The 23,624-nt window shown below is 40.6% G+C and carries 20 protein-coding genes; 11 read left to right on the forward strand and 9 right to left on the reverse strand.

The annotated features are described in order from the left end of the window. Positions 1–50 precede the first annotated feature (50 nt). The 10 genes from LVD16_RS10415 to LVD16_RS10460 all read left to right on the forward strand — a co-directional run bounded on the left by LVD16_RS10415 (position 51) and on the right by LVD16_RS10460 (position 13,932). Positions 51–968, forward strand: coding sequence for a dimethylarginine dimethylaminohydrolase family protein (locus tag LVD16_RS10415; RefSeq protein WP_233773878.1), 918 nt, complete (start codon positions 51–53; stop codon positions 966–968). A gap of 6 nt (positions 969–974) precedes the next feature. Then, a complete protein-coding gene (gene ctlX, locus LVD16_RS10420; RefSeq protein ID WP_233773879.1) occupies positions 975–1,916 on the forward strand; it encodes a citrulline utilization hydrolase CtlX in 942 nt (313 codons plus the stop codon). Between the two features lie 28 nt (positions 1,917–1,944). Next, the gene (locus LVD16_RS10425) at positions 1,945–2,919 is read left to right on the forward strand and encodes a deoxyhypusine synthase family protein (protein ID WP_233773881.1); all 975 of its coding nucleotides are present in this window, start codon (positions 1,945–1,947) and stop codon (positions 2,917–2,919) included. A 7-nt stretch (positions 2,920–2,926) separates the two neighbouring features. After that, the gene (locus tag LVD16_RS10430; RefSeq protein WP_233773882.1) at positions 2,927–4,468 is read left to right on the forward strand and encodes a bifunctional GNAT family N-acetyltransferase/carbon-nitrogen hydrolase family protein; all 1,542 of its coding nucleotides are present in this window, start codon (positions 2,927–2,929) and stop codon (positions 4,466–4,468) included. A gap of 93 nt (positions 4,469–4,561) precedes the next feature. Further along, complete coding sequence (gene argS, locus LVD16_RS10435; RefSeq protein WP_233773883.1) at positions 4,562–6,355, forward strand: arginine--tRNA ligase; 1,794 nt, start codon at positions 4,562–4,564, stop codon at positions 6,353–6,355. Between the two features lie 10 nt (positions 6,356–6,365). Continuing rightward, on the forward strand, positions 6,366–7,259 hold the full coding sequence (locus LVD16_RS10440) for a 1,4-dihydroxy-2-naphthoate polyprenyltransferase (RefSeq protein WP_233773884.1): 894 nt from the start codon (positions 6,366–6,368) through the stop codon (positions 7,257–7,259). A gap of 72 nt (positions 7,260–7,331) precedes the next feature. After that, entirely contained in the window at positions 7,332–8,195 is an 864-nt protein-coding gene (fdhD, locus tag LVD16_RS10445) for a formate dehydrogenase accessory sulfurtransferase FdhD (RefSeq protein WP_233773886.1), read from the forward strand. A gap of 12 nt (positions 8,196–8,207) precedes the next feature. Then, positions 8,208–8,573, forward strand: coding sequence for a DUF7009 family protein (locus tag LVD16_RS10450; protein WP_233773887.1), 366 nt, complete (start codon positions 8,208–8,210; stop codon positions 8,571–8,573). Positions 8,574–8,575: 2 nt separating this feature from the next. Beyond that, entirely contained in the window at positions 8,576–10,864 is a 2,289-nt protein-coding gene (locus tag LVD16_RS10455; RefSeq protein ID WP_233773888.1) for an FdhF/YdeP family oxidoreductase, read from the forward strand. A gap of 62 nt (positions 10,865–10,926) precedes the next feature. Beyond that, on the forward strand, positions 10,927–13,932 hold the full coding sequence (locus tag LVD16_RS10460) for a sensor histidine kinase (RefSeq protein WP_233773890.1): 3,006 nt from the start codon (positions 10,927–10,929) through the stop codon (positions 13,930–13,932). Here LVD16_RS10460 and ypfJ read toward each other — a convergent pair. Continuing rightward, the gene (gene ypfJ, locus LVD16_RS10465; protein WP_233773891.1) at positions 13,920–14,753 is read right to left on the reverse strand and encodes a KPN_02809 family neutral zinc metallopeptidase; all 834 of its coding nucleotides are present in this window, start codon (positions 14,751–14,753) and stop codon (positions 13,920–13,922) included. The genes LVD16_RS10460 and ypfJ overlap by 13 nt on opposite strands. A 107-nt stretch (positions 14,754–14,860) precedes the next feature. Then, complete coding sequence (locus tag LVD16_RS10470; protein WP_233773893.1) at positions 14,861–15,646, reverse strand: PKD domain-containing protein; 786 nt, start codon at positions 15,644–15,646, stop codon at positions 14,861–14,863. Between the two features lie 203 nt (positions 15,647–15,849). Between LVD16_RS10470 and LVD16_RS10475 the strand changes: the two genes are divergently transcribed. Beyond that, positions 15,850–16,428, forward strand: a complete 579-nt coding sequence (locus tag LVD16_RS10475) for an O-methyltransferase (protein ID WP_233773894.1) — start codon at positions 15,850–15,852, stop codon at positions 16,426–16,428. A gap of 97 nt (positions 16,429–16,525) precedes the next feature. Here the strand turns inward: LVD16_RS10475 and argH are convergent, their stop codons facing one another. From argH to argC, 7 genes are read right to left on the reverse strand one after another with little or no spacing between them, the layout of a single operon-like run. After that, the gene (gene argH / locus LVD16_RS10480) at positions 16,526–17,809 is read right to left on the reverse strand and encodes an argininosuccinate lyase (RefSeq protein ID WP_233773895.1); all 1,284 of its coding nucleotides are present in this window, start codon (positions 17,807–17,809) and stop codon (positions 16,526–16,528) included. A 3-nt stretch (positions 17,810–17,812) separates the two neighbouring features. After that, a complete protein-coding gene (locus tag LVD16_RS10485; protein ID WP_233773896.1) occupies positions 17,813–18,871 on the reverse strand; it encodes a M20 family metallo-hydrolase in 1,059 nt (352 codons plus the stop codon). Then, complete coding sequence (argB, locus tag LVD16_RS10490; protein ID WP_233773897.1) at positions 18,868–19,641, reverse strand: acetylglutamate kinase; 774 nt, start codon at positions 19,639–19,641, stop codon at positions 18,868–18,870. Before argB ends, LVD16_RS10485 begins: the two co-directional genes overlap by 4 nt. Further along, on the reverse strand, positions 19,638–20,573 hold the full coding sequence (locus LVD16_RS10495) for an N-acetylornithine carbamoyltransferase (protein ID WP_233773898.1): 936 nt from the start codon (positions 20,571–20,573) through the stop codon (positions 19,638–19,640). Before LVD16_RS10495 ends, argB begins: the two co-directional genes overlap by 4 nt. Then, complete coding sequence (locus tag LVD16_RS10500) at positions 20,551–21,711, reverse strand: aspartate aminotransferase family protein (protein ID WP_233773899.1); 1,161 nt, start codon at positions 21,709–21,711, stop codon at positions 20,551–20,553. Before LVD16_RS10500 ends, LVD16_RS10495 begins: the two co-directional genes overlap by 23 nt. Then, a complete protein-coding gene (gene proC / locus LVD16_RS10505) occupies positions 21,708–22,517 on the reverse strand; it encodes a pyrroline-5-carboxylate reductase (RefSeq protein WP_233773900.1) in 810 nt (269 codons plus the stop codon). Before proC ends, LVD16_RS10500 begins: the two co-directional genes overlap by 4 nt. A gap of 2 nt (positions 22,518–22,519) precedes the next feature. Then, positions 22,520–23,494, reverse strand: coding sequence for an N-acetyl-gamma-glutamyl-phosphate reductase (argC, locus tag LVD16_RS10510; RefSeq protein ID WP_233773901.1), 975 nt, complete (start codon positions 23,492–23,494; stop codon positions 22,520–22,522). Positions 23,495–23,624 lie beyond the last annotated feature (130 nt).

The following is a 23,624-nucleotide window of genomic DNA, read 5'->3' on the forward strand; positions in this document are numbered from 1 at the left end:
ATCACAGCGCATATATTTAAATTTGGCGTCTTGAAAATAGACACTACTATATGTTAGAGATTTATGTTAATGATGAGACTTCTAAGCTGCAGGCCGTGATCCTGGGTACAGCTAAGGGGTTTGGTGGAGTGCCTAAGTTGGAAGAGGCTTATGATCCAAAATCCATAGAACACATAAAAAACGGAACTTACCCGCAGGAAGCTGACGTGCAAGCCGAAATGGAGGCATTTGCAACAGTACTGAAAAAGCATGGCGTGGAGGTATATAGACCGGAAGTAATAGAAGATTACAATCAGGTTTTTTCCAGAGATATTGGTTTTGTAATAGAAGATAAGTTTATAAGACCGCGCATCTTAAAAAACCGAAAAGAAGAAATTAGAGGCATACAATATGTGCTTAATAAAATAAATCCTGAGCAGCAGCTAGAGGTGCCAGAAGGTGGTAGAGTAGAGGGCGGAGATGTGATGCCCTGGAAAGACCATTTGTTTGTTGGATATTCTAAAAAAGAGGATTTTGAAGAGTATATCGTAGCTAGAACCAACGAAGAAGGAGTTAACTTTTTACAAGAAAGCTTCCCGAATAAAAAAGTAAAGGCTTTTGAGTTAAAAAAGTCAGACACAGATCCTAAAGAAAATGCTTTGCATTTAGATTGCTGTTTTCAGCCTATTGGCGAAAATAAGGCCATTATTTACAAGGGCGGCTTTAAAAATGAAGAAGACTATCAATTTTTAGTTGACTTTTTCGGTAAAGAAAATATTATTGAGATCACAAAAGATGAAATGTATCAGATGAACTCTAATGTATTTTCTATCAGCAAGCAGGTAATAGTTTCAGAGCAGAGTTTTACCAGGCTTAATGCTGAGCTGGAAAAGCATGGTTTTACGGTAGAAAAAATACCTTATTCTGAAACATCAAAAATGGAAGGACTGCTAAGGTGCTCCACGTTACCATTAAGAAGAGAAAAGTAAAAAATAATGTCACGGCAAACTACTAGTACAATAATGATGATCAGGCCGGTGAAGTTTAGGTATAATGAACAAACGGCCGTAAATAATTATTACCAAAAGGTTTTAGATGAGTTGGACCCTGAAGAAGTGCAGGCAAAGGCACTGCAGGAGTTTGATAATTTCGTTGAAAAACTGAGAGGCAAAGGTGTTAAGGTGATTGTGATTAACGATACACCAGATCCTGATACCCCAGACTCCATTTTCCCCAATAACTGGGTTTCCTTCCATGCTGATGGCAAAGTGGGATTGTATCCTATGTTTGCCGAAAACAGAAGGCTGGAGCGCAGAGATGATATATTAGGGGCATTGGATAATGAGTATGGTCTTAATGTAGCAAGTATTGAAGACTTTTCTTTCCATGAAAAAGAAGATAAATACCTGGAAGGCACCGGAAGTATGATTCTGGATCGTGTAAATAAAATTGTTTATGCGGCCATCTCTCAGCGAACAGATGAGGACGTACTTGATGAGTTTTGTAGGAAATTTGCCTTTAAACCAGTAAAGTTTATTGCCAACCAAACCGTAGAAGGAGAGCGACTGCCTATTTATCATACTAACGTAATGATGTGCGTGGCAGAAACTTTTGCAGTAATATGCCTGGATTCTATCGATGACGCTGATGAAAGAAAAGCGGTGATTGATAGTTTAGAGGCTTCCGGCAAAGAAATTATAGAGATTACAGAAGATCAGGAGCATCATTTTGCGGGGAATATGCTTCAGGTAAATGCAGAATCAGGAGAGAAGTACCTGGTGATGTCAGAGGCGGCATATCAATCACTTACCGCCAAACAAATTTCAGCGATTGAAAAACATTGTCCTATCATACACAGTTCTTTAGATACTATTGAGGCGTTAGGCGGCGGTAGTGCCAGATGTATGATGGCAGAAGTTTTTTTACCCGCTCACTAATTTTGAAATATTAAAACCAGAATAGAAAATGGCTCAAAAACCCATTACAGAATTTATTGAAAAACATTATTTACATTTCAATGCCGCAGCACTAGTAGATGCTGCCAAAGGATACAAAAAGCATTTAGAAGAAGATAAGAAAATGCTGGTATCATTGGCAGGTGCTATGAGTACAGGTGAGCTAGGTAAGTCACTGGCAGAGATGATCAGACAAGATAAGTTGCACATTATCTCATGTACAGGCGCTAACCTGGAAGAAGATGTAATGAATCTTGTAGCCCATTCACACTACGAAAGAGTGCCTCATTATAGAGATCTTACTCCTAAAGAAGAGTGGGATTTATTAGAAAAAGGACTTAACAGAGTTACAGATACTTGTATACCTGAAGAAGAGGCTTTCAGAAGAATTCAGAAGCATATTTTTGAAATATGGAAAGATGCTGAAGAGAAAGGTGAGAGATATTTCCCTCATGAGTTCCTGTTCAAATTACTCAACTCAGGTGTTTTGGAACAATACTATGAAATTGATCCTAAAAACAGCTGGATGATAGAAGCTGCCAAGAAAAACTTACCAATGGTAGTGCCAGGATGGGAAGATTCTACACTCGGAAATATTTTCGCTTCATACTGCCTGAAAGGTGAGCTTAAGCCTTCTACCATGAAGTCTGGTATTGAGTACATGGTATGGTTAGCTGATTTCTACACAGAACAAGCTACAGATCAGGGGATTGGCTTCTTCCAGATAGGTGGAGGTATAGCAGGAGATTTCCCTATTTGTGTAGTACCAATGCTTTATCAGGATATGGAGCGCACAGATACTCCTTTCTGGAGCTATTTCTGCCAAATTTCAGACTCTACTACCAGTTATGGATCTTATAGCGGGGCTGTACCAAACGAGAAAATCACGTGGGGTAAATTAGATATAGATACACCAAAATATATAGTGGAATCAGATGCTACCATAGTAGCACCACTCATTTTTGGTTATGTGTTAGGATGGTAATAATTATATGACGGAGAAACAAGAAGAAAGCTCACAACACTTATTAGTCACCCGAACTTTAGAGATGGGTGACTATGACAGAATAGTTGAAATTATGCATAAATGTTACCCTATGATGAAGGGTGACATTTGGCTGAAATCTCAAATCAAAAAACTCATTAAGATTTTCCCGGAAGGACAGATTTGCGTGGAAGATCATGGTGAAGTTGTAGCTTTTGCCCTCTCCATTATAGTAGATTACAAAAAGTATGGTGATAGCCATAGTTACGAGCAGATTATAGACGACTCTAACTTCGGTACTCATGATGATGAAGGCGACGTGCTCTATGGTATAGATGTATGTGTAGACCCTGATTATCGTGGTATGCGCCTGGGTAGAAGGTTATATGATATGCGCAAGGAACTATGCGAGAAGCTGAACCTGCGCTCTATCGTGGCAGGTGGCCGCATTCCTAATTACCACAAATACAAAGACGAATACACCCCAAAAGAATACATTCAGAAAGTAAGGTTCAAGGAGATTTATGATCCTGTACTTTACTTTCAAATGAGTAATGAATTTCACGTAAAAAAAATCCTTAAAAACTATATTCCTTATGATAAGGCATCTGGTTCTTATGCGGTGCTTATAGAGTGGAATAATATCTATTTCAACGAGGAAGAAATTCATTTCGGTTCTCAGAAGAACTTTGCCAGAATAGGCGTGGTGCAGTGGCAGCTAAGGTCTGCCAGATCAGTGGCCGCCTTTTTTGAAAATGTAGAGTTCTTCGTAGATGCAGTTAGTGGCTATAAGGCTGATTTTCTGGTGTTTCCAGAGCTTTTTAATGCTCCACTAATGGCTGAGTTTAACGAAGATAATGCTGCCAAGGCCATTCGTAAATTGGCCCAATATTCCATTGAAATACGCGATAAAATGGTGGAGTATGCCGTGTCTTATAACATCAATATCATAGCGGGAAGTATGCCTATCTATGAAGATGAAAAGCTCTACAACGTAGCTTATTTATGTAGAAGAGACGGTACTTATGAAGCCCAATACAAAATCCATGTTACCCCTGCTGAGCGCAATGACTGGGGTATGGTTGGTGGAGACAAAGTTAAGGTCTTCGAAACTGACACCGCCAAGATTGGAATTCTCATTTGTTATGATTCAGAGTTCCCGGAGCTTAGCCGTGAGCTTGCAGATCAGGGTATGGAAATCCTTTTTGTGCCTTTTGCCACAGATATGCATAATGGCTATAACCGTGTGAGAGTCTGCTCCATGGCCCGAGCCATAGAAAATGAGTGCTATGTGGTAATATCTGGTAGTGTGGGCAACCTGCCCAAAGTGGTGAACATGGATATTCAATATGGTCAGTCTGCCGTGTTTTCACCTTCTGATTTTGCCTTCCCTCATAATGCTATTGTTTCTGAGGGTACCCCAAATACCGAAAATACAATCATTGCAGATGTAGATCTTAATGACCTGAAACACCTGCATACGCACGGTAGCGTTCGTAATCTTCTAGACAGAAGAAAGGACTTGTATCAGGTGAAGTTTAAGAAGTAATTACCGATAGTACATAAACGTAGTAGCTTTTCAGTTTTTTAGCTAAGAGTGTGTTAACTTTGCCCGCAAATTAAGTTAACAATACGTTTATAAATGAGTCTGGAATTACAACTTAAACAAGACATCTCTAAGGCATTTAGCAGCCTTTTTAATGCAGAACTGAAAGTAGAAGATATTACTTTACAGCCTACAAGAAAGGAATTTGAAGGTTCTCATACCTTCGTATGCTTTCCTTATGCCAGGTTGTCAAAGAAAAATCCAGAGGAAACGGCCAGGCTCATTGGCGAATATCTTAAAGAGAACGCCGAAATAGTAGCTGACTTTAATGTGGTGAAAGGCTTCTTAAACGTAGTACTTTCTGATGCCACCTGGATCTCGCTCTTCACAGATATGTGGAAAGATGAGCACTTTGGTCAGTATCCTTCAAATGGTAAAGAAGTAATGGTGGAGTATTCTTCTCCAAATACTAATAAGCCATTACACTTAGGGCATTTAAGAAATAACTTCCTGGGGTGGTCAGTAGCTGAAATACTTAAGGCCAACGGGTATGATGTGCATAAAGTACAGATTATCAATGACCGTGGTATACACATCTGTAAATCAATGGTGGCCTGGTCTAAATTTGGTAATGGCGACACTCCAGACTCTAGCGGAAAAAAGGGAGATAAGCTGGTAGGTGATTACTATGTGAAGTTTGATCAGGAATATAAGAAAGAAATAGCTGAGTTAGTTGATGGCGGCATGGATAAAGCCGTGGCTGAAAAAGAGGCGCCCATCTTCAAAGAAGCTCAGGAATTATTAAAAAAATGGGAAGCTAAAGATCCTGAAACATACCAGCTATGGGAAACCATGAATGGATGGGTTTATTCAGGCTTTGACGTTACTTATAATACTATGGGCGTAGATTTTGACAAGTTATATTACGAGTCAGAAACGTTCCTTTTAGGTAAAGATGAGGTGCTTAAAGGTTTGGAGCAAGGCATTTTCTTCAAGAAAGAAGATGGTTCTGTTTGGGTAGATCTTACTGATGACGGTCTTGATCAGAAGCTTTTATTAAGAGCAGATGGTACCTCTGTTTACATGACTCAGGATATTGGTACGGCTATTTTACGATTCCGTGATTTCCCTAAAATTGCCCAGCAAATCTACACGGTTGGAAATGAGCAGGAATATCACTTCAAAGTGCTCTTCATAATCCTTGATAAGCTAGGGTATGAGTGGGCAAAAGAATGCTATCACCTTTCTTATGGTATGGTGGACTTACCTTCCGGTAAAATGAAATCTCGTGAAGGTACCGTTGTGGATGCAGATGATTTGATGCAGGAAATGACAGATACTGCCCGTCAGCATACGGAGGAATTGGGTAAAATAGAAGGTTTTAGTGAAGATCAAGCTACTGAACTGTACCACACGCTTGGAATTGGAGCTCTAAAATACTTCCTGCTAAAGGTAGACCCTACTAAAAGAATGCTGTTCGATCCTAATGAATCTATTCAGTTTCAAGGAAATACAGGACCATTTATTCAATATACACATGCCCGTATCTCTGCCATTTTAAGAAAAGCAGAGCAGATAGGCGTTGAGGCTACTGAGGAAGATCTTAAAAAATTAACATCGCTTCAGCCAAGTGAGAAGAACGTGATTTTCATGTTAAATGACTACATGAAAAAGCTGGCAGAAGCCGGAGCCAACTACTCACCGGATATTATAGCGCAGTATGTTTATGACCTGGCCAAGGAATATAACCGCTTCTATCAAGAGGTGTCTATCTTTAATGAAGATGACCAAACAGCGCTGAAGTTTAGAATTGCATTCTCTAAAATAGTGGCTCAAACCATTGCTAAGGCTATGGGTGTGCTAGGAATAGTGGTGCCGGAAAGAATGTAACTAAATACACATGAAAGCCTGGATTATAGCATTTAGATTAAGAACATTACCATTAGCACTTGCCAGTATCTGTATGGGTAGCTTTTTGGCTGCAGCTAATGGTTTTTTCAATGGTCTGGTATGTGCATTCTGCATACTTACTACCGTATTATTACAGATTTTATCTAACCTGGCTAATGACTACGGCGATACCATTAACGGTGCCGATAGTGCTGATAGGGAAGGCCCTTCCCGGATGGTGCAGTCAGGTGCTATCACGCTGCCAGCCATGCGCAGAGCTATCGGCCTTTTTATAGTTATGACGCTGGCTAGTGGCATCTATTTGTTATACCTTTCCTTTGGCTTTGATGTAAAAGCGTTTGCCTTTTTCTTTGTGCTAGGCCTGCTCTCCATACTGGCCGCACTGGCTTATACAGCAGGAAGAAAACCGTATGGCTACATTGGTCTGGGAGACCTTTCTGTATTGCTATTCTTCGGTCTTACCGGTGTATTGGGCTCTTATTATCTATTTGCTCAGCAGGTAAACTGGCTCTTATTATTCCCTGCACTTAGCTGTGGGTTGTTTTCAGTGGCCGTTTTGAATGTAAACAACATCAGAGATATAGAATCTGACAAGAAAGCAGGTAAATATTCAGTTCCAGTAAGACTAGGAAGGAGCAAAGCGGTGGTTTATCATTACTTCTTGCTTACCATTGGCATTCTGTCGGCCCTGGCTTTTACAGCCTTGGAATTTCACTCATGGACCCAGCTATTGTTCATAGTGACGGTTCCATTATTCATTGTGAATGCCAAAGCAGTAAAGAACAAAACCAAAGCTGCCGATCTTGATCCATATCTTAAACAGATGGCCATGAGCACACTGCTTTTTGTGCTTCTATTTGGTTTAGGATACCTTATCGCTTAATCAGCTTCATTTCACGTATCATTTAGAATTCTTTTTACAAGTTAATTCTTCAACAACCCGTATATTTAAAGTATGAGTAATACCAGGGTTGGAGCAACGGAGATAATAAAAAATTACAAAGGAGATTACACCAGTCGTCCTGATTTATTGGCTACTGAAGAGCCCCTGGAAATAAGGGTGGGCTTTGGAGAGGAGCATAACAGAAGAGAGGAAAAGCTGGCCGTAACCATGCGCACACCAGGTAATGATGCAGAACTTGCTATGGGCTTTCTTTTTACAGAAGGTATTATTACTAACGCGGAGCAGGTGGTAAGTGCCCTTCACTGTGAAAATGTGAAACCGGAGGAAAAAGGTAATGTCATTCGCGTCGAATTACACCCAGAGCACAACTTTGATCCAGCCATTCTGCAAAGAAATTTCTATACTAATTCCAGTTGTGGTGTTTGTGGAAAAAGCTCCATCGAATCTATTCATCAGCTTTGTAATTATATTGATACAGACCTTGTTATAGAAGAGAGCTACATCAGAAGTGCCCCTGAAAAGTTGAGGGCCGGACAAGATGTTTTTGAGCATACCGGAGGGCTCCATGCTGCTGGCTTGTTCGATAAGCTGGGGCAGCTATGTTTTATAAGAGAAGATGTAGGTAGGCATAACGCTATGGATAAGCTTGTAGGTACAGCACTGTCTAATTCTTTGCTACCACTGTCAGAATATTTTATATTGGTAAGTGGAAGGGCAAGTTTCGAACTGGTGCAGAAGGGAGCTATGGCTGGTACGGCTTTAATGGCTGCCGTGGGTGCACCATCTAGTTTGGCCGTTAATCTTGCCAAGGAAACAGGTATGACTCTGGTAGGTTTTCTTAAAATGGATGGTTTTAACATCTATTCAGGCATAGAAAGGATTAACCTGCAAGCAGATAATTATTTAAAAGTTTAGACTTTTAGGAACATGAAAATCAGAATAAAAGGAAATACATTAAGATTACGTTTGGCACCGGCCGAAGTAGAAGAAATAGCAAAAGAAGGGCTGGTTAGTGATAAGATTGATTTTGGTTCTAACCAATTGATTTATTCACTGGAATCTACTCAGGAAGCGACTATGTCAGCTGATTTTAATGGCTCTTTCATAACAGTAAGAGTACCAAATACGATCATTGATAGCTGGACCAGCACTGATCAGGTGGGCTTTAACTATGAAATTCCGCTGGGAGAAGATAAAAGCCTGAGCGTATTGGTAGAGAAGGATTTTCAGTGTTTAAAGCCTCGTGCGGGTGAGGATGAATCCAAATTATATAAGAATCCATTGGCAGAATAGATATGAGTAAAGACGGAATAAAGGCACAACCACCGGAAGACAATAATAAACTAGAGCTTAATGACCCGAAATCAGTAGCAGGAGGGATGCCTGCCATAACATCTTCCTTGCAGCATGTGTATGGAGAGGTGGGCATTGTAGAGGGTACCAAAGCCTTACTAAAACTTAATCAGTTCGATGGGTTCGATTGTCCTGGTTGTGCATGGCCAGATCCGGATAAGCATAGATCGGTGGCTGAGTTTTGTGAAAATGGCGCCAAGGCTGTTGCTGAGGAGGCTACCAAAGCCAAGGTGAATGCTGATTTCTTTAAGAAATATTCCGTACAAGAATTGTCAGAATGGTCTGATTATGAGATCGGTAAGAGCGGTAGGATCACTGATCCTATGGTATTAAATCCTGGTAGCAGTCATTATGAGCCTATCTCATGGGAAGGGGCCTTCAAACTGATCGGCCAGCAGCTGAATGCTTTGGGCTCTCCAAACGAAGCGATTTTTTACACCTCAGGCCGAACCAGTAACGAAGCAGCCTTTTTATACCAGCTTTTTGTACGCCAGTTTGGAACTAACAATCTGCCAGACTGCTCTAATATGTGTCATGAATCGAGTGGCGCTGGTCTTTCGGAAACAGTTGGTATTGGTAAAGGATCGGTAAAACTCGATGATTTTTATATGGCCGATGTGATTATGATTATTGGTCAGAATCCAGGTACCAATCACCCCAGAATGCTCACAGCGTTGGAGAAAGCTAAGAAGAGCGGAGCAAAGATAGTAACGGTGAACCCGCTGCCAGAAACGGGCCTCATAGGTTTTAAGCACCCGCAGAGCCCTAAAGATATGTTGGGCTCCGCCACTAAAATAACAGATCATTTCTTGCAGGTAAGAATAAATGCAGATGTTGCCTTGCTGAAAGCCATCATGATTATGCTTTATGAAATGGAGGAGAAGGCACCAGGCACTGTGCTTGATCATGATTTTATAGCCAATAAAACGGCAGGTTACGATGATTTTAAAGCTGACCTGGATAAGTATGATCTGCAGACTTTGATCTCACAAACCGGATTGCAGGAGGCAGCCATCCGTGAAGTGGCTGATTTGTTAGCTAGTAAAAACAAAATTATAGTATGCTGGGCAATGGGATTGACCCAACATAAAAATGCAGTAGATAATATTAGAGAGGTAGTAAACCTACTCTTGTTGAAAGGTAGTATTGGAAAGCCGGGAGCAGGTACCTGTCCGGTGCGTGGCCACAGTAATGTGCAGGGAGATAGAACCATGGGCATATGGGAAAAGCTTAAGCCTGAATTTGGCGAGAAGCTGAAGGCCACTTTCAACTTTGAGCCGCCTAAAGAAGATGGATATGATGTGGTGAATGCCATAAAAGCCATGCATGAAGGAAAGGCTAAGGTGTTTTTTGCTATGGGTGGCAATTTCATTTCGGCTACGCCAGATACAGAATACACTGCAGAGGCTTTGATGAATTGTGATTTGACCGTTCATGTGTCTACCAAGCTGAATAGAAGCCATTTGGTGCATGGGAAAACAGCCTTAATTTTGCCATGCTTGGGTAGAACAGAAAGAGATGTGCAGAATGGCGAAGAGCAGTTTGTGTCTGTTGAGAACTCAACAGGAGTGGTGCACAGTTCTAAAGGTAATAAAAGGCCTATTTCTGATCATCTCTATAGCGAACCGAAGATAGTAGCTGAGATGGCGAAACATACGCTCGGCAGCCGATCTACCGTAAATTGGGACGCTATGGTGGCCGATTATGACCAAATTCGCGATAGCATAGAGCAAACATGTGGTGGTTTTACAGATTATAACAAAAGGGTGCGTGAGCCTGGAGGGTTTTATCTGCCTAATGGAGCTAGGGAAGGAAACTTTGCTACTAAAACCAATAAGGCAAACTTTACGGTAAACCTTCTGCCAGATTATACCTTGGAAGAAGGCCAGTATTTAATGATGACCATACGCAGCCATGATCAATACAACACCACTATCTATGGTCTGCACGACAGATATCGTGGGATACATTATAACAGGAGAGTAGTTTTAATGAACCCGGAGGATATGAAAAGCGCAGGTATAAAAGCAAGAGATAAGGTAGACTTGATCAGTGAATATAATGGAGTGGAAAGAGTGGCGAATGGCTTCTTGGCTGTTCCGTATGACATTCCAACTCAGTGTGTTGCGACTTATTTTCCTGAAGCAAATGTATTGATACCATTTGATCAGTACGCTCGAAAGAGTAATACACCTATTTCAAAGTCGGTAATTGTCACTTTAAAGTGTTAAGTTGTATTAAAGCTTTAAATGGGTATATATTGCCGGTCACTTTTTAGAGTGATGGATTTTTTATGAGGAGATTTTTATTAGTTGGCATTTTCGTGGCTTTATGTCTTACCGGGCGTAGCCAGAGCTACCAGAGGTTTACCTACGGTGTAAATGAAGGCCTTGTTACTCACCTGGTAAAAACCGCTGAATTTGACTCGTTGGGCTTTTTATGGATTGGTACTGATGAAGGCTTGGTGAGATATGATGGTAGAAATTTCCAGAATAATCTCAATGCTACACCCAGCCGTTATATCAAAGATATTGTCAATGTAAACGGTAAAACCATTGTTATAAGTGACCTTGGCCTCACTGAAATCATACCCAGGCTTGATACAGCACGGTTCAAACCGCTGGTAAGTGGAACCAGAACTATGGAAGATAGTACGCTTTGGTATCCAAAAGACCTATATCAGGATAGTCGTGAGCGTGTTTGGATCTCTGAGCCAGGCAATGTGGTGAGAATGGATAATTCTTTCAAGCGCTTCAAAAGATATAAGTTTGGTAAGGAGGATTTTTCACACAGCTTTTTCTCTTCATTTACTTTTTTTGAGATAGGTTCCGAGCTCTTCGTTACTTCTCATGTTGGCAGAGTTTTTAAGTACAATGCCGAAAAAGATTCATTTGATTTGGTCGAGTTGGAAACTAAGGTGCCAATAAATGAGGTAAATACTGCTTGCAGTTTGGCAAATATGGCGCTCATTGGTGGGAGAAATGGAGTGCATAAAATATGGTATGAGGAAGACAAATTAAGGGCTCAGCTGATTGAAAGTATTGATATCAATATCATTTCCAAAATATTCCAGGTAGATGAAGAAACCTTGCTTGTAGGGAATTTTAGTACAGAATTGTTACAGGTGAGATTGCCAGATTTTAAAGTTGAAAACAGAATTAAAGTCTTCAGAAGTAATGACATCGTAGCCACTTATGATGGAAGCATTTGGGTAAGTTCAGATGAAGGTATCGTTCTATTCAAGAGAAATTTTTTCGGAAAGATTACACCTGATAATCATTATATAGAATCTATTGTACCTGTAGGAAAGAGCCTCTACTACAGCTACAAAGATGGCTTTTTTAAGATAACAAGGAATAAGGGAGATTACGCTCAACACAGAATACTGGAAGGTAATAATGAGTATTTTTTAAGCATTGCAGGTGACACGTCAGATCTTTTTCTAAGCAATAAATCCGAAATTCTTCATTTGCAGGATGACCAGGTGGTAGATACATTAAGGCTGAACAGAGGAGATAAATTTGTTTTTTATCTCTATTATGATTCAGATAAGAATCTATGGGGACAGCAGGAGGACGCTTATGGTATTACAAAGATTGATCCAGATAAAAACATCACTCAATATAGTCAAGATCAGGGGTTAGATGCACGGGTAATATGTGCTTATGAGCTAAAGAACAGCATATTCTTCGGGACTATAGGAAATAGTTCGTATCTCTATGAGTATGATAAAAGTAGCAAAAAGTTTAAAAATGTGTCCGTTCCTCTGGGATTCAACACCACCACAGAATTTGAAATAAATGATATTATTTCAAAAAATGATACCCTCTGGATGGCTTCATCCTGTGGTTTAGTCTATTATGCTAATCATGAGATTAACAGATTAAATACCGGTAGTATGACCGAGCTACCTGTAAAGGCAGTGAGCTGTGAGGGAGATTACCTTTGGCTTTCAAATACCCAAGGTGTTTTAAGAATCAATCTAAAAGATAAAAGTAACGTTATTGCTTTCAATGAAAACACAGGATTACCATCAAGATCAGGTAATAGTCAGGCACTGAGGGTGGATAATTATGGAACTAAATGGGTGGGAACGGCTAATGGGATTTCTTATTCACTAAGCAATAATCAGGAATTTTATAAGACTAAGACTCCGATCTTGACATTCATTTTAATGAATGGTCGGGGAATACCGTTATATGATTTGGGAAAGGAACCACTTCCGAATAAAGCCTTCCTGGAGCTAAGTGTGATATCTCTCACCTTTCCAGGCAAGCTACTCAGATATCAATACAAATTAGATGACGCAGAAGACTGGATAGATGCAGGTGCTGAGCATTATTATACCATGACAGACCTTGAAGCAGGTGAACATGTGGTGCAAGCCAGGGTAAAGCAAAGAGGTAATTACTTATGGAGTGATCCGGCTACGTATCATTTCACAGTATCTAAACCACTGTATTTAGAGTGGTGGTTCATTTGCCTTATCATTTTTAGTGTGGCCTTACTTATAGCCATTGCCTATCAGATTTATAACCGCAGGCTCATAAGAACCAGACAGCGGTTAAATTCCCTGGTGGAGGAGCGTACGGCGCAATTAAGGCATTCTAATGATGAGTTGATGCGGACCAATAAAGAGCTTGACATGTTCGTGTACTCCGCTTCCCATGACTTAAAAGCACCGCTGTCTTCCATGATTGGTCTGCTCAACATTTATGACATGGAAACCAGTGAGGAGGTGAGAAGAGACCTGATTTCCAGAATGCGTCAGAGCATATTTAAGCTGGATTCTTTTATTAAAGACGTCATTGCCTACTCTAAAAATTCCAGATTGGAAATCATAAAAGAACCAGTGGACTTTGATGTGGTGATTAAAGAAGTGCTGGATTCTTATAAGTATTTGGATCACTACAATGATATTTTCTACGATATTCAGGTAGAACAGAAGTTATACGTTTCAGATAAAAATCGGATAAGAATCATATTTAATAATCTCATTTCCAATAGTATAAGATATTGTGATCTATCCAAAGAGCGGCCTTTCATCTATATCCGAGTATCTGAAAGTTATGGTAAAATAATTATTGAGGTGGAGGATAACGGTATGGGTATATCTGACCAACACCTGAAAAGAATATTTGAGATGTTCTATCGTGCTGATGAGTCTAGTGCAGGCTCTGGATTGGGATTATACATCGTAAGAGAGGCCATCAACCTTTTGGGAGGATATATTAATGTGGCGTCAACTCCTGATATTGGCACCACATTCATCATACAGCTGCCTAATTATAAAGATTGAGCTTTGAAGGTATCACCATCTTCTAATTGACCGCTAACAAAGCCTTTTTTGAACCACCTTACACGTTGCTCAGAAGTGCCGTGGGTAAAGGCATCAGGTACTACATAACCTTGGGATTTTTTCTGGAGACGGTCATCACCAATGGCGTTGGCAGCATTAAGCGCTTCTTCAATGTCTCCTTCCTCAAGCATTTGAAAATCATTTTGAGCATAATGAGCCCACATTCCGGCCAAATAGTCGGCCTGTAATTCTAGCTTTACGGATAAAGCATTATATTCTGTTTGAGATAAGGAGCCTCTCTGTGCCTGCACTTGTTTGCTTATGCCCAATAAATTTTGAATATGATGCCCCACCTCATGTGCCACAACATAGGCCATGGCAAAATCTCCTGGTGCATTCAGCTCATTTTTCATCTGCTGGTAGAAACTCAGATCTATATAAACTTTGGAGTCTGCAGGACAGTAAAATGGACCTACCGCAGCACTGGCACCACCACAAGCAGATTGTACTGCACCAGTAAAGTAGACTAAGTTAGGTTCTTGATACACATCACCTCTCTCTTGAAACACTTCATGCCACACATCTTCAGTGTTGGCAAGCACCACACCTACCATTTCTGCTAACTCTTCTTCCTCAGCCGTAGCTTCATAACCACTGGATGAGGTGTCTTGCTGCATAAGCGCAGAAGGATCGCCTCCCATTACTAAATAAAGTATCACAAGGATAACTCCACCAATGCCGCCACCTACGGCAACTCTACCGCCTGACCGCCCTCGGCGATCTTCGATATTAGAACTAGATCTGCGTCCACGCCATTTCATATGCTATAAAAGCATTTTAAGGTGGTTTTGTTTAAAACTGCCTGGTTTTAAACTAAAAAAGCACGGAGACTGAGGGTTTCCGTGCTTTTTTTATTGTTATTTCTGAGTTAGTATTTCTGAACTTTGATATCCACTAATAAGCGGTCGCTATTCACAGCCTTAGTTTTAATGGCACCTTTTCTTCCATCAGCCAGTTGAAAAAGGACTACATTTGGGATAGAGCTATTGCCAAAGCTATCTTCCGTACCATCAATAGTAAGATCAGCTAATTCAGAATCATCAGCCATAGCATCAAATTGCGTAGCATTGAAAGTTGGTTCAGATTCGTAATTAATTACTTGAGTAACAGTAGCATTAGGAACATTATAATCTTCGGCAGAAGGGCTTTCGAAGTAGTACATTGTGTTGCCCATGCTACCAAATGCAAGACCTATCGATGCTCCATTCGCCTCGGTTATCTCACTGTCTTTGTAAATTTTCCCATCTTCAAAAGAGAATAGACGGCCATAGGTATCATCACCTGCATCTAATCCAAATTCTAGGTCAGTGTACGTAACAATGGCGTTATTACCAGAAATAGTAACTGTTTGCGTCATTTGATCTTGCTCGCTACCATTGCTAGCCACTAAACTAATTTCAAGGCTACCTGTTTTATCCACTGTGATACTTGGAGCTTCGTCAGTAGAAGTTTCAAGGTTAGAACCTTCACCGAAAGTCCATACATAGGTTCCGGCATCAGTAGAGTTATTTGTTATAGTTACAGTGGCATTAGGCGCATCTCCACTTACTGTTGCAGTGAAATCAGCCACAGGAGCTTTAGTTTCATTATCGTCAGAACATGAGTAAAAAAATACTACACTTACTAAAAGTAAAAGTTTTGATAGTTGCTTCATGATTTAAAAAATTGAATAATTAAAACTTTGTTTTTTCTAAAAATATTTATGCCAGTGTATTCTTTGAAATCTGTTTAAGTAACTGGTGCTTACGGATTAAATGATATTTAATCAGGGGTTTATTGTCATATTTAATGTTATAGTTTAAGTTAATTTAATGGTATTGATTGCAACTTTTTGGTCAAATACTTTTATTTTAAAGCATGAACCAAGCAGATATAAAATCAATACCCATTCATTACTCGTCTTTAGTTGCCAAGTGTAAGGAGGAAGGTTTCACTATGCCTTCAGATATCTACATAGGTACGCTCCTTACAACATTAATTTCCTCTAAGCCAAAAGCAAGAGTACTCGAGCTGGGCACAGGCATAGGTCTGTCACTCGCCTGGATGGTAGATGGCCTTGACGATGATGCCTCGATAATAAGTATTGATAACGATCCTAAGCTTATCGAAATAGCTCAAAGTTTCTTTGGTGAAGATAAAAGAGTGGAACTGCTATGTGCGGATGGCACTGAATGGATCAAAAATTATCAGGGAGAGCCTTTTGATTTGATTTTTGCGGACGCCTGGCCAGGAAAATACTCTGAGTTGAACGAAACCATCTCGATGATAAAGAAAGGCGGATTTTACATCATTGATGACATGACAGAGCAACCCAACTGGCCGGAAGGACATGCTGAAAAGGCTAAAAAGCTGGTATCCGACCTAGAGGCAAGGGAGGACTTGATAATCACTAAGATGGTATGGTCTACCGGAGTTATGATTTGTGTGAAGAAGTGAAAGATAATCACCTCTTCCAAACCTCGAAGAGGTGATACAATTTTAAAAAGTAAGGCCTTATATATAACCCCGAAGGGGTGTAATTATACCACTCAGCTTAGCTTAAAGCCTTCTCCATTTTCTCTACAATCTTATCATTGCAAAGATTACCGATGCTTCCTTCATGAGTATGATGAACCTCTTTACTCGGTGAATATTTGCCTTCTTCAATCTCTTTACCCACTTTTTGGTAAGCCTCACGGAATGAAAGTCCATTTTGAACCTCTTTGTTCACCACCTCTACGCTGTACAAGTAATCGTATTTCGGATCATTAATGGCATCTTCGTTTACAATAATGTGCTGTAGCATAAACTCACATATCTGCAGGCATGATTTTAACTCAAAAAGGCCTGCAAACAGGCTCTCTTTAAGAAGTTGGAAATCACGATGGTATCCACTTGGTAAGTTGTTGGTAATCAGCATTAGTTCTGTTGGTAATGCCTGTATTTTATTGCATTTACCTCTGATGAGTTCAAATACATCAGGGTTCTTTTTATGAGGCATGATGCTGGATCCTGTAGTCAGGTGAGCCGGGAAAGTAAGGAAACCAAAATTCTGACTCATATAGAGGCAAACGTCCATAGCGAATTTTGACAATGTTCCAGCAGTACTAGCCAGAGCAAAACTCACTGACTTTTCTAATTTACCACGGCTCATTTGAGCGGCTACTGAGTTGAATTTCAGTGTACTAAATTCCATTTTCTGGGTAGTAGAAGTCCTGTTAATAGGAAAAGAACTACCATAACCAGCGGCGGAACCCAACGGATTTTGATCAGAAATTTTAAACGCGGCATTCAAGAAATGAACGTCATCAACCAAAGCTTCTGCATAAGCGCCAAACCACATTCCAAAGGATGATGGCATAGCTATTTGCAAGTGAGTATAGCCAGGAATTAGAATACCTTTATGCTCATTGCTCAGCGCAATAAGTCTGTCAAAAAGGTTTTTCACTAATGATTTAATGGTGCCAATCTCTTCTTTGCAGAAAAGGTGCATATCCACTAAAACCTGATCATTTCTGGAACGGGCAGTATGGATTTTTTTGCCTGCTTCGCCTAATTTCAGCGTGAGCTCATGCTCTATTTTAGAATGGACATCCTCAAAATTCTCATCAATGCTGAAGTTGCCTTCTTCTATATTTTTAAGAATAACTCTTATCTCCTTATCAATGCCTTTGATGTCTTCATCTGTTAAAATGCCCACCTCATGAAGCATTTGAGCATGTGCCAGCGATCCTAAAGCATCATATTTTGCCAGATGCAGATCGAGCTCACGGTCATTGCCTACGGTAAATTCTTCAACAGCAGTTTCTATTTTATATCCTTTGTCCCAAAGTTTCATTCTTCAGTTTTTTAAAAATCTTTCTAATAAATCAATATAGGTATCAATACCTTCTTCTATCTGCTTCACATAGATGAACTCATCGGCCGAATGTGACCGCTCTGAGTCTCCAGGGCCCAGCTTTATGCTAGGCGCATTGATCAGCGCCTGATCAGACATGGTTGGTGAGCCATAAGTCTTCATGCCCTTTTCAATGGCTATCTTGACTATCGGATGCTCCAGACTAATACCCGATGGCTTCAATCGTGTAGAACGAGCAGTAACTTCGCTCGAAGTATGTTCACTGATGATTTGCAGTATTTCTTCATGGCTGTAAGTATCTGTTAATCTTACATCAACCACAAAATGGCATTCGTCAGGCACCACATTGTGCTGAGTTCCTGCGTTTACCTGAGTCACGTTCATATGCACGGGGCCCAGAGTAGGGGAGACTTGAGCAAATTCATACTTTCTGAACCACTCAATGTCTTTTATGGCTTTATAAATGGCATTCTCACCTTCATTCCTGGCGGCATGTCCGGCTTTCCCTCTAGCTACACAGTCTAGCACCATCAGTCCTTTTTCAGAAACGGCCAGATCCATACTAGTTGGTTCGCCCACTATCGCCAAATCTATTTCACCCAAGCTGGGTAAAATGCTTTCTACACCATCTTTACCTGACACTTCTTCTTCAGCCGTGGCGGCATAGATCAAATTATGACTTAAGCCTTCCTGATCATAAAAATGAAGGAATGTAGCTAGCAACGAAACTAATGGTCCGCCAGCATCATTACTGCCCAGTCCATAGAGTTTTCCATCAATCACCTCCGCTAGATGTGGGTCTCTGGTGTAGCTGGCATTTGGCTTTACTGTATCATGATGAGAGTTGAGTAAAAGTGTGGGTTTGTCTGCCGAAAAATGCTTATTCTTCGCCCAGACATTGTTTTTGCTTCGCTCACAGGCAATACCCCTTCCATTCAAAAATTCTTCCATGAGATCAGCTGTTTTATCCTCTTCTCTGGAAAATGATGGAATGTTAATCAGGGATTTCAGTAAGCTAATCGCTTCTTCTGTTAAACTCATAACAAGCTGGTACCTAATGGTGATGTCAAATTCAAAGCATGTTTTACGGTTACGTTCACGCCTTGTCTTTTGGCAAGAAAAGCATTGTCAAGCTTTGGTATCATGCCTTGATGAATAACACCATCATCCTTTAATTGCTGAAAGTGAAGATAATTCAACTCACGGATGAGCGTGTTGTCATCTTCAACATCCAATAAAACACCATTTTTTTCGAAGCAATATATCAGCTCAGTATCATAACCTTCAGAAAGAGCTATGGCCAAAGAAGAGGCCATGGTATCGGCATTCGTATTAAGCAAATGCCCCTGATTATCATGGGTTAAGGCACAGAATACTGGCACTAGTCCGCCATCTATCAGGTAGCTTAGTCTCTCGGTATTGATATGGGAAGTATCTATATCACCAACAAAGCCATAGTCAATGTCATTGACAGGCCTTTTATTGGCAGGAATAGTATTGGCATCCGCTCCGGTTAGCCCAATGGCATCGGTACCATAGCTTTGCAGAATGGCTATTACGTTTTTGTTCACTAATCCACCATACACCATAGTAACTACTTCCAGGGTAGCGGCATCAGTAATGCGCCTGCCATCCACCATTTGAGTAGGTATTTTTAATCTTTTAGAAATGTCAGACGCAATTTTACCACCTCCATGGACTAAAAGCTTAGCACCCTCCAGCTGACCAAACTCTTTAAGTACAGTTTGTAACATTTCGGGGTCATCAATTACGTTTCCTCCTATTTTTACTATGGTTAGTTTGGGCTTCATAGATTTTCTAAAATTTCCTTCAACACGGCCTGTGCGGCATATTCTCTATTTTTTGCTTCCTGATAAACAATAGAATTGTCTATTACGTCATCAGTGGCTATTACATTTCTTCTTATAGGTAAGCAATGCATAAACTTACCATTGTTTGTGAGCGCCATTTTTTCTGAAGTGATTCTCCAGTCTTCTTTCACCTCAGGTTTTTCACCATAATGGTGATAGCTGCTCCAGTTTTTTGCATAAATAATATCAGCCCCACTAAAAGCTTCCTCCTGATCATGCGTAACGTTAGCTCCAGCCATAAATTCATCGGCCAGTTCATACCCTTTTGGGCAGGCTATAGTGAGCTCTGCATCAGTTACTTTTACCCACTCGGCAAATGAATTAGGTACTGCCTGAGGCAAAATACGTGGATGTGGAGCCCAACTTAATACTACCTTTGGTTTTTTGACGCCAATTTCCTCAATAGTCACTAAATCAGCCAATGATTGCAGCGGGTGGCGTGTTGCCGACTCCAGGCTTACAATGGGCACATCACTATATTTTATGAAGTTAGATATTACTTCTTCGTTATAATCTGAATCTCTATCCTTAAGGCCAGGGAAGGTTCTTACACCCAGTATATCCACATACTGGCTCATCACTTTCACCGCGTCTTTAATATGTTCCTGACTGTCACCATCCATCACGGCTCCGTCATTAAACTCTATCTTCCAGCCGTCCTTATCAATATTCATGTTGATCACATTCATACCCAGGTTCATGGCCGCCTTTTGGGTACTCATCCTTGTCCTTAAGCTGGGGTTGAAGAATACCAACCCCATGGTTTTGTTTTTTCCTATCTGGTTAGAAAATGGATCTTTTTTTAATTCTAATGCTTTTTTAACTAACCCTTTCGGGTCTTCTGTGTCCTTAACGGATATGAATTGCTTCATCAGCCTTTACTTTTGCTATTGCTCTATTTAATTTCTCTATAAACAAATTAGCATCATTTTCACTTAGACTCAAAGGTGGAAGTAATCTAAGTACATTGGGATTGGATGCTACACCCGTAAAAACATGCTCCTCTTGCAGTAGCACCTGCCTTAATTTTTTAATTGGAAAATCAAACTCAAGGGCTATCATGAGTCCTCTTCCCCTTATTTCTTTGATCTCCGGGATCTCTATGAATTTACTAAAAAAATAACTTCCTAGGTGTGAGGCGTTTGTAATTAATTTTTCACTTTCCATCACCTCTAACACCGCCAGGCCTGCCGCACATGCCAAATGGTTGCCTCCGAAAGTAGTGCCCAGTTGCCCATGCTTGGCTTCAAACTTAGGACTTATCAGCACGCCACCGATTGGAAACCCATTACCCATTCCTTTTGCCACCGTAATAAGGTCTGGTTTAATGTTAGCATATTGATGTGCGAAGAACTTACCAGTTCTCCCATATCCTGACTGAACTTCATCCAGAATAAGGATGGCATCATATTCCTCGCAAAGCTGCTTTAAGTTTCTAAGGAACTCATCATCAGGTAAATGTATTCCACCAACACCTTGAATTCCTTCAATAATAACAGCACAAACATTTCCTTTGTTTAACTCAGTTTCTACCGCATCAAGATCATTCAGCTCCACGAAAGTGGTGTTTGTAGTCTTGTTTACAGGAGCAATGTAATTGGTATTATCCGTAACAGAAACTGCTGCTGAAGTACGACCGTGAAAAGCCTTTTTGAATGCGATCACTCTACTTTTGTTAGTATGAAAAGAAGCCAGTTTTAAGGCGTTTTCATTGGCTTCAGCCCCGGAATTGCATAAAAAAAGGTCATAATCTTCATAACCTGAGAGTTGACCTAACTTTTGAGAGAGTTCTTTTTGAATTGGTATCTGCACTGAATTAGAGTAGAAACCTAGGTTCTGCAGCTGCTCGCTAATTTTCTTTACATAAACGGGGTGTGAATGACCAATGGAAATTACAGCATGACCGCCATAATAATCCAGGTATTCAGTGCCGTTGCTATCTATAATTTTACACCCTTCTGCTTTTACAGGCTCTATGTCCAGGAGTGGATAAACGTCAAATGGGTTCATGATTTTTTCATTTTGTTAATTCGATCATAAGAAGTAACCAAACCTTTGATAAGGGCGGAGCTAAGTCCATTATGCTCCATCTCATTAAGTCCGGCAATGGTACACCCTTGAGGAGTAGTTACTCTGTCTATTTCCTGTTCTGGGTGGCTGTCGCTGCCGTCTAGCAGGCTAGCGGCTCCAAGGCAAGCTTGAACAGCTATCTTCTGAGCATCTTCAGCATCAAAGCCCAACTGCACGCCACCTTGTGTGGTAGCTCTGATGAAACGCATCCAAAACGCAATGCCGCTGGCACATACTACTGTGGCCGCTTGCATTAGGTTTTCTTCTATGACCATGGTCTTTCCTACGCAGTTAAAGATGGTTTGTACAGCGTCTAACTGCTTTTTACCAGCTGCATTATAAGCTATGCAGGTCATGGACTGCCTTACGGCAATGGCCGTGTTGGGCATGGCCCTTATAATCGGAAATTGAAAGCCAACCATATTCTCTATCTCTTCAATAGCGATAGCAGTTATTACTGAAATGAGCGTGTGCTTGTCCTGATCTAACGCAGGCTTCACCTCATTAACCACATCAGCTAACTGCCTGGGCTGCACAGCAAATATTACAATGTCCGCCTTTTCTACAGCCTCCTTATTATTGGTAGTAACCGTAGTAGATTTATGGCTAATGTCTTTTATGCTGCTAAGGTCCCTTCTGGTAAGAATAGCCTGATTAGTTTCCAGTAAGCCACCGGCTTCCAGACCCTTATAAATGGCTAATCCTAAGTTTCCTGCTCCAAGAATGGCTATGGTTTGCTTTTGCATGGTTAGAATAAGTTAGCTTTTAGTTTTAATCCTGTGCTTTGGTCAAGGCCAAACATCAGGTTCATATTTTCGACCGCCTGGCCAGAGGCTCCTTTTAAAAGGTTATCTATAATGCTGGTAATCAATATTTTGTTTTTGTGTTTCTCTACACTTACCAGAGCATTATTAGTATTAATCACCTGCTTTAGATGAATGCCTTGATCTGTTACTGTAGTGAAAGCAGCATCTGCATAAAACTCCTGATAAAGCTTGAGCGCATCACTAGCAGAGCCTTCAAAAGTGGTGTATACAGAAGCCAGAATACCTCTTGAGAAATTACCTCTTACCGGAATAAAGTTGATATCCTGATCAAAGGCAGGTTGAAGACTTTTTACACTTTCCGTAATTTCTACAAGATGCTGATGTTCAAATGCTTTATAGATGGACACGTTATTGTTTCTCCAGCTAAAGTGGGTAGTCGCTCCTGGAGCCTGACCGGCACCGGTAGAACCCGTAATGGCATTTACATGAACCTCATCTTTTAGTAAACCGGCCTGAGCTAAAGGTAGTATGGCTAGCTGTATAGCAGTAGCAAAGCAACCTGGATTAGCTATGTTTTTAGCGGAAGTTATTTTTGACTTGTTTAGTTCTGGTAAGCCATAAACAAACGTTCTGTCATCCCACTGAGCCTTTGTCTGATGTCTGAAATCCTGACTAAGGTCAATGATTTTAGTTTGAGCATTGAAAGTGTGGTGATCTAAAAATTCTCTGGATTTACCATGTCCCTGACAAAGAAATACAACATCAGTTTCTTTGATTTCGGCACTGAACTTTAGATCCGTTTGCCCCAGTAGGTCATCGTGAACACTGGTAATGTCGCGCTCGGCCTGACTGTTGCTATATAAATATGTGAGTTCAATATCAGGGTGGTTGATCAGGATTCTGATAAGCTCCCCAGCAGTATAACCTGCTGCCCCGATAATTCCTACTTTGATCATTTCTTATTGGTTTTGTTGATGTTAAGGCCTGCAAAAGGTTGTGCTGACACAAACCTCAGCTATACCTTGGCTTTTTAATTTAGATGCGGTTCGTGAAGACACGAACCTAGGCTTTAAGGTTTATTTGGCC

Source organism: Fulvivirga ligni (assembly GCF_021389935.1).
Lineage (GTDB): Bacteria > Bacteroidota > Bacteroidia > Cytophagales > Cyclobacteriaceae > Fulvivirga > Fulvivirga ligni.

Excerpts from the sequence above, each read along its gene's own strand:
- LVD16_RS10415 (WP_233773878.1), top strand. The coding sequence starts at position 51 with ATGTTAGAGATTTATGTTAATGATGAGACTTCTAAGCTGCAGGCCGTG.
- argB (WP_233773897.1), bottom strand. The coding sequence starts at position 19,641 with ATGAAGCCCAAACTAACCATAGTAAAAATAGGAGGAAACGTAATTGAT.
- proC (WP_233773900.1), bottom strand. The coding sequence starts at position 22,517 with ATGCAAAAGCAAACCATAGCCATTCTTGGAGCAGGAAACTTAGGATTA.
- LVD16_RS10460 (WP_233773890.1), top strand. The coding sequence starts at position 10,927 with ATGAGGAGATTTTTATTAGTTGGCATTTTCGTGGCTTTATGTCTTACC.
- argS (WP_233773883.1), top strand. The coding sequence starts at position 4,562 with ATGAGTCTGGAATTACAACTTAAACAAGACATCTCTAAGGCATTTAGC.
- LVD16_RS10440 (WP_233773884.1), top strand. The coding sequence starts at position 6,366 with ATGAAAGCCTGGATTATAGCATTTAGATTAAGAACATTACCATTAGCA.
- LVD16_RS10470 (WP_233773893.1), bottom strand. The coding sequence starts at position 15,646 with ATGAAGCAACTATCAAAACTTTTACTTTTAGTAAGTGTAGTATTTTTT.
- argC (WP_233773901.1), bottom strand. The coding sequence starts at position 23,494 with ATGATCAAAGTAGGAATTATCGGGGCAGCAGGTTATACTGCTGGGGAG.
- LVD16_RS10475 (WP_233773894.1), top strand. The coding sequence starts at position 15,850 with ATGAACCAAGCAGATATAAAATCAATACCCATTCATTACTCGTCTTTA.
- LVD16_RS10425 (WP_233773881.1), top strand. The coding sequence starts at position 1,945 with ATGGCTCAAAAACCCATTACAGAATTTATTGAAAAACATTATTTACAT.
- LVD16_RS10495 (WP_233773898.1), bottom strand. The coding sequence starts at position 20,573 with ATGAAGCAATTCATATCCGTTAAGGACACAGAAGACCCGAAAGGGTTA.
- LVD16_RS10450 (WP_233773887.1), top strand. The coding sequence starts at position 8,208 with ATGAAAATCAGAATAAAAGGAAATACATTAAGATTACGTTTGGCACCG.
- LVD16_RS10485 (WP_233773896.1), bottom strand. The coding sequence starts at position 18,871 with ATGAGTTTAACAGAAGAAGCGATTAGCTTACTGAAATCCCTGATTAAC.
- fdhD (WP_233773886.1), top strand. The coding sequence starts at position 7,332 with ATGAGTAATACCAGGGTTGGAGCAACGGAGATAATAAAAAATTACAAA.
- ctlX (WP_233773879.1), top strand. The coding sequence starts at position 975 with ATGTCACGGCAAACTACTAGTACAATAATGATGATCAGGCCGGTGAAG.
- LVD16_RS10500 (WP_233773899.1), bottom strand. The coding sequence starts at position 21,711 with ATGAACCCATTTGACGTTTATCCACTCCTGGACATAGAGCCTGTAAAA.
- LVD16_RS10455 (WP_233773888.1), top strand. The coding sequence starts at position 8,576 with ATGAGTAAAGACGGAATAAAGGCACAACCACCGGAAGACAATAATAAA.
- argH (WP_233773895.1), bottom strand. The coding sequence starts at position 17,809 with ATGAAACTTTGGGACAAAGGATATAAAATAGAAACTGCTGTTGAAGAA.
- LVD16_RS10430 (WP_233773882.1), top strand. The coding sequence starts at position 2,927 with ATGACGGAGAAACAAGAAGAAAGCTCACAACACTTATTAGTCACCCGA.
- ypfJ (WP_233773891.1), bottom strand. The coding sequence starts at position 14,753 with ATGAAATGGCGTGGACGCAGATCTAGTTCTAATATCGAAGATCGCCGA.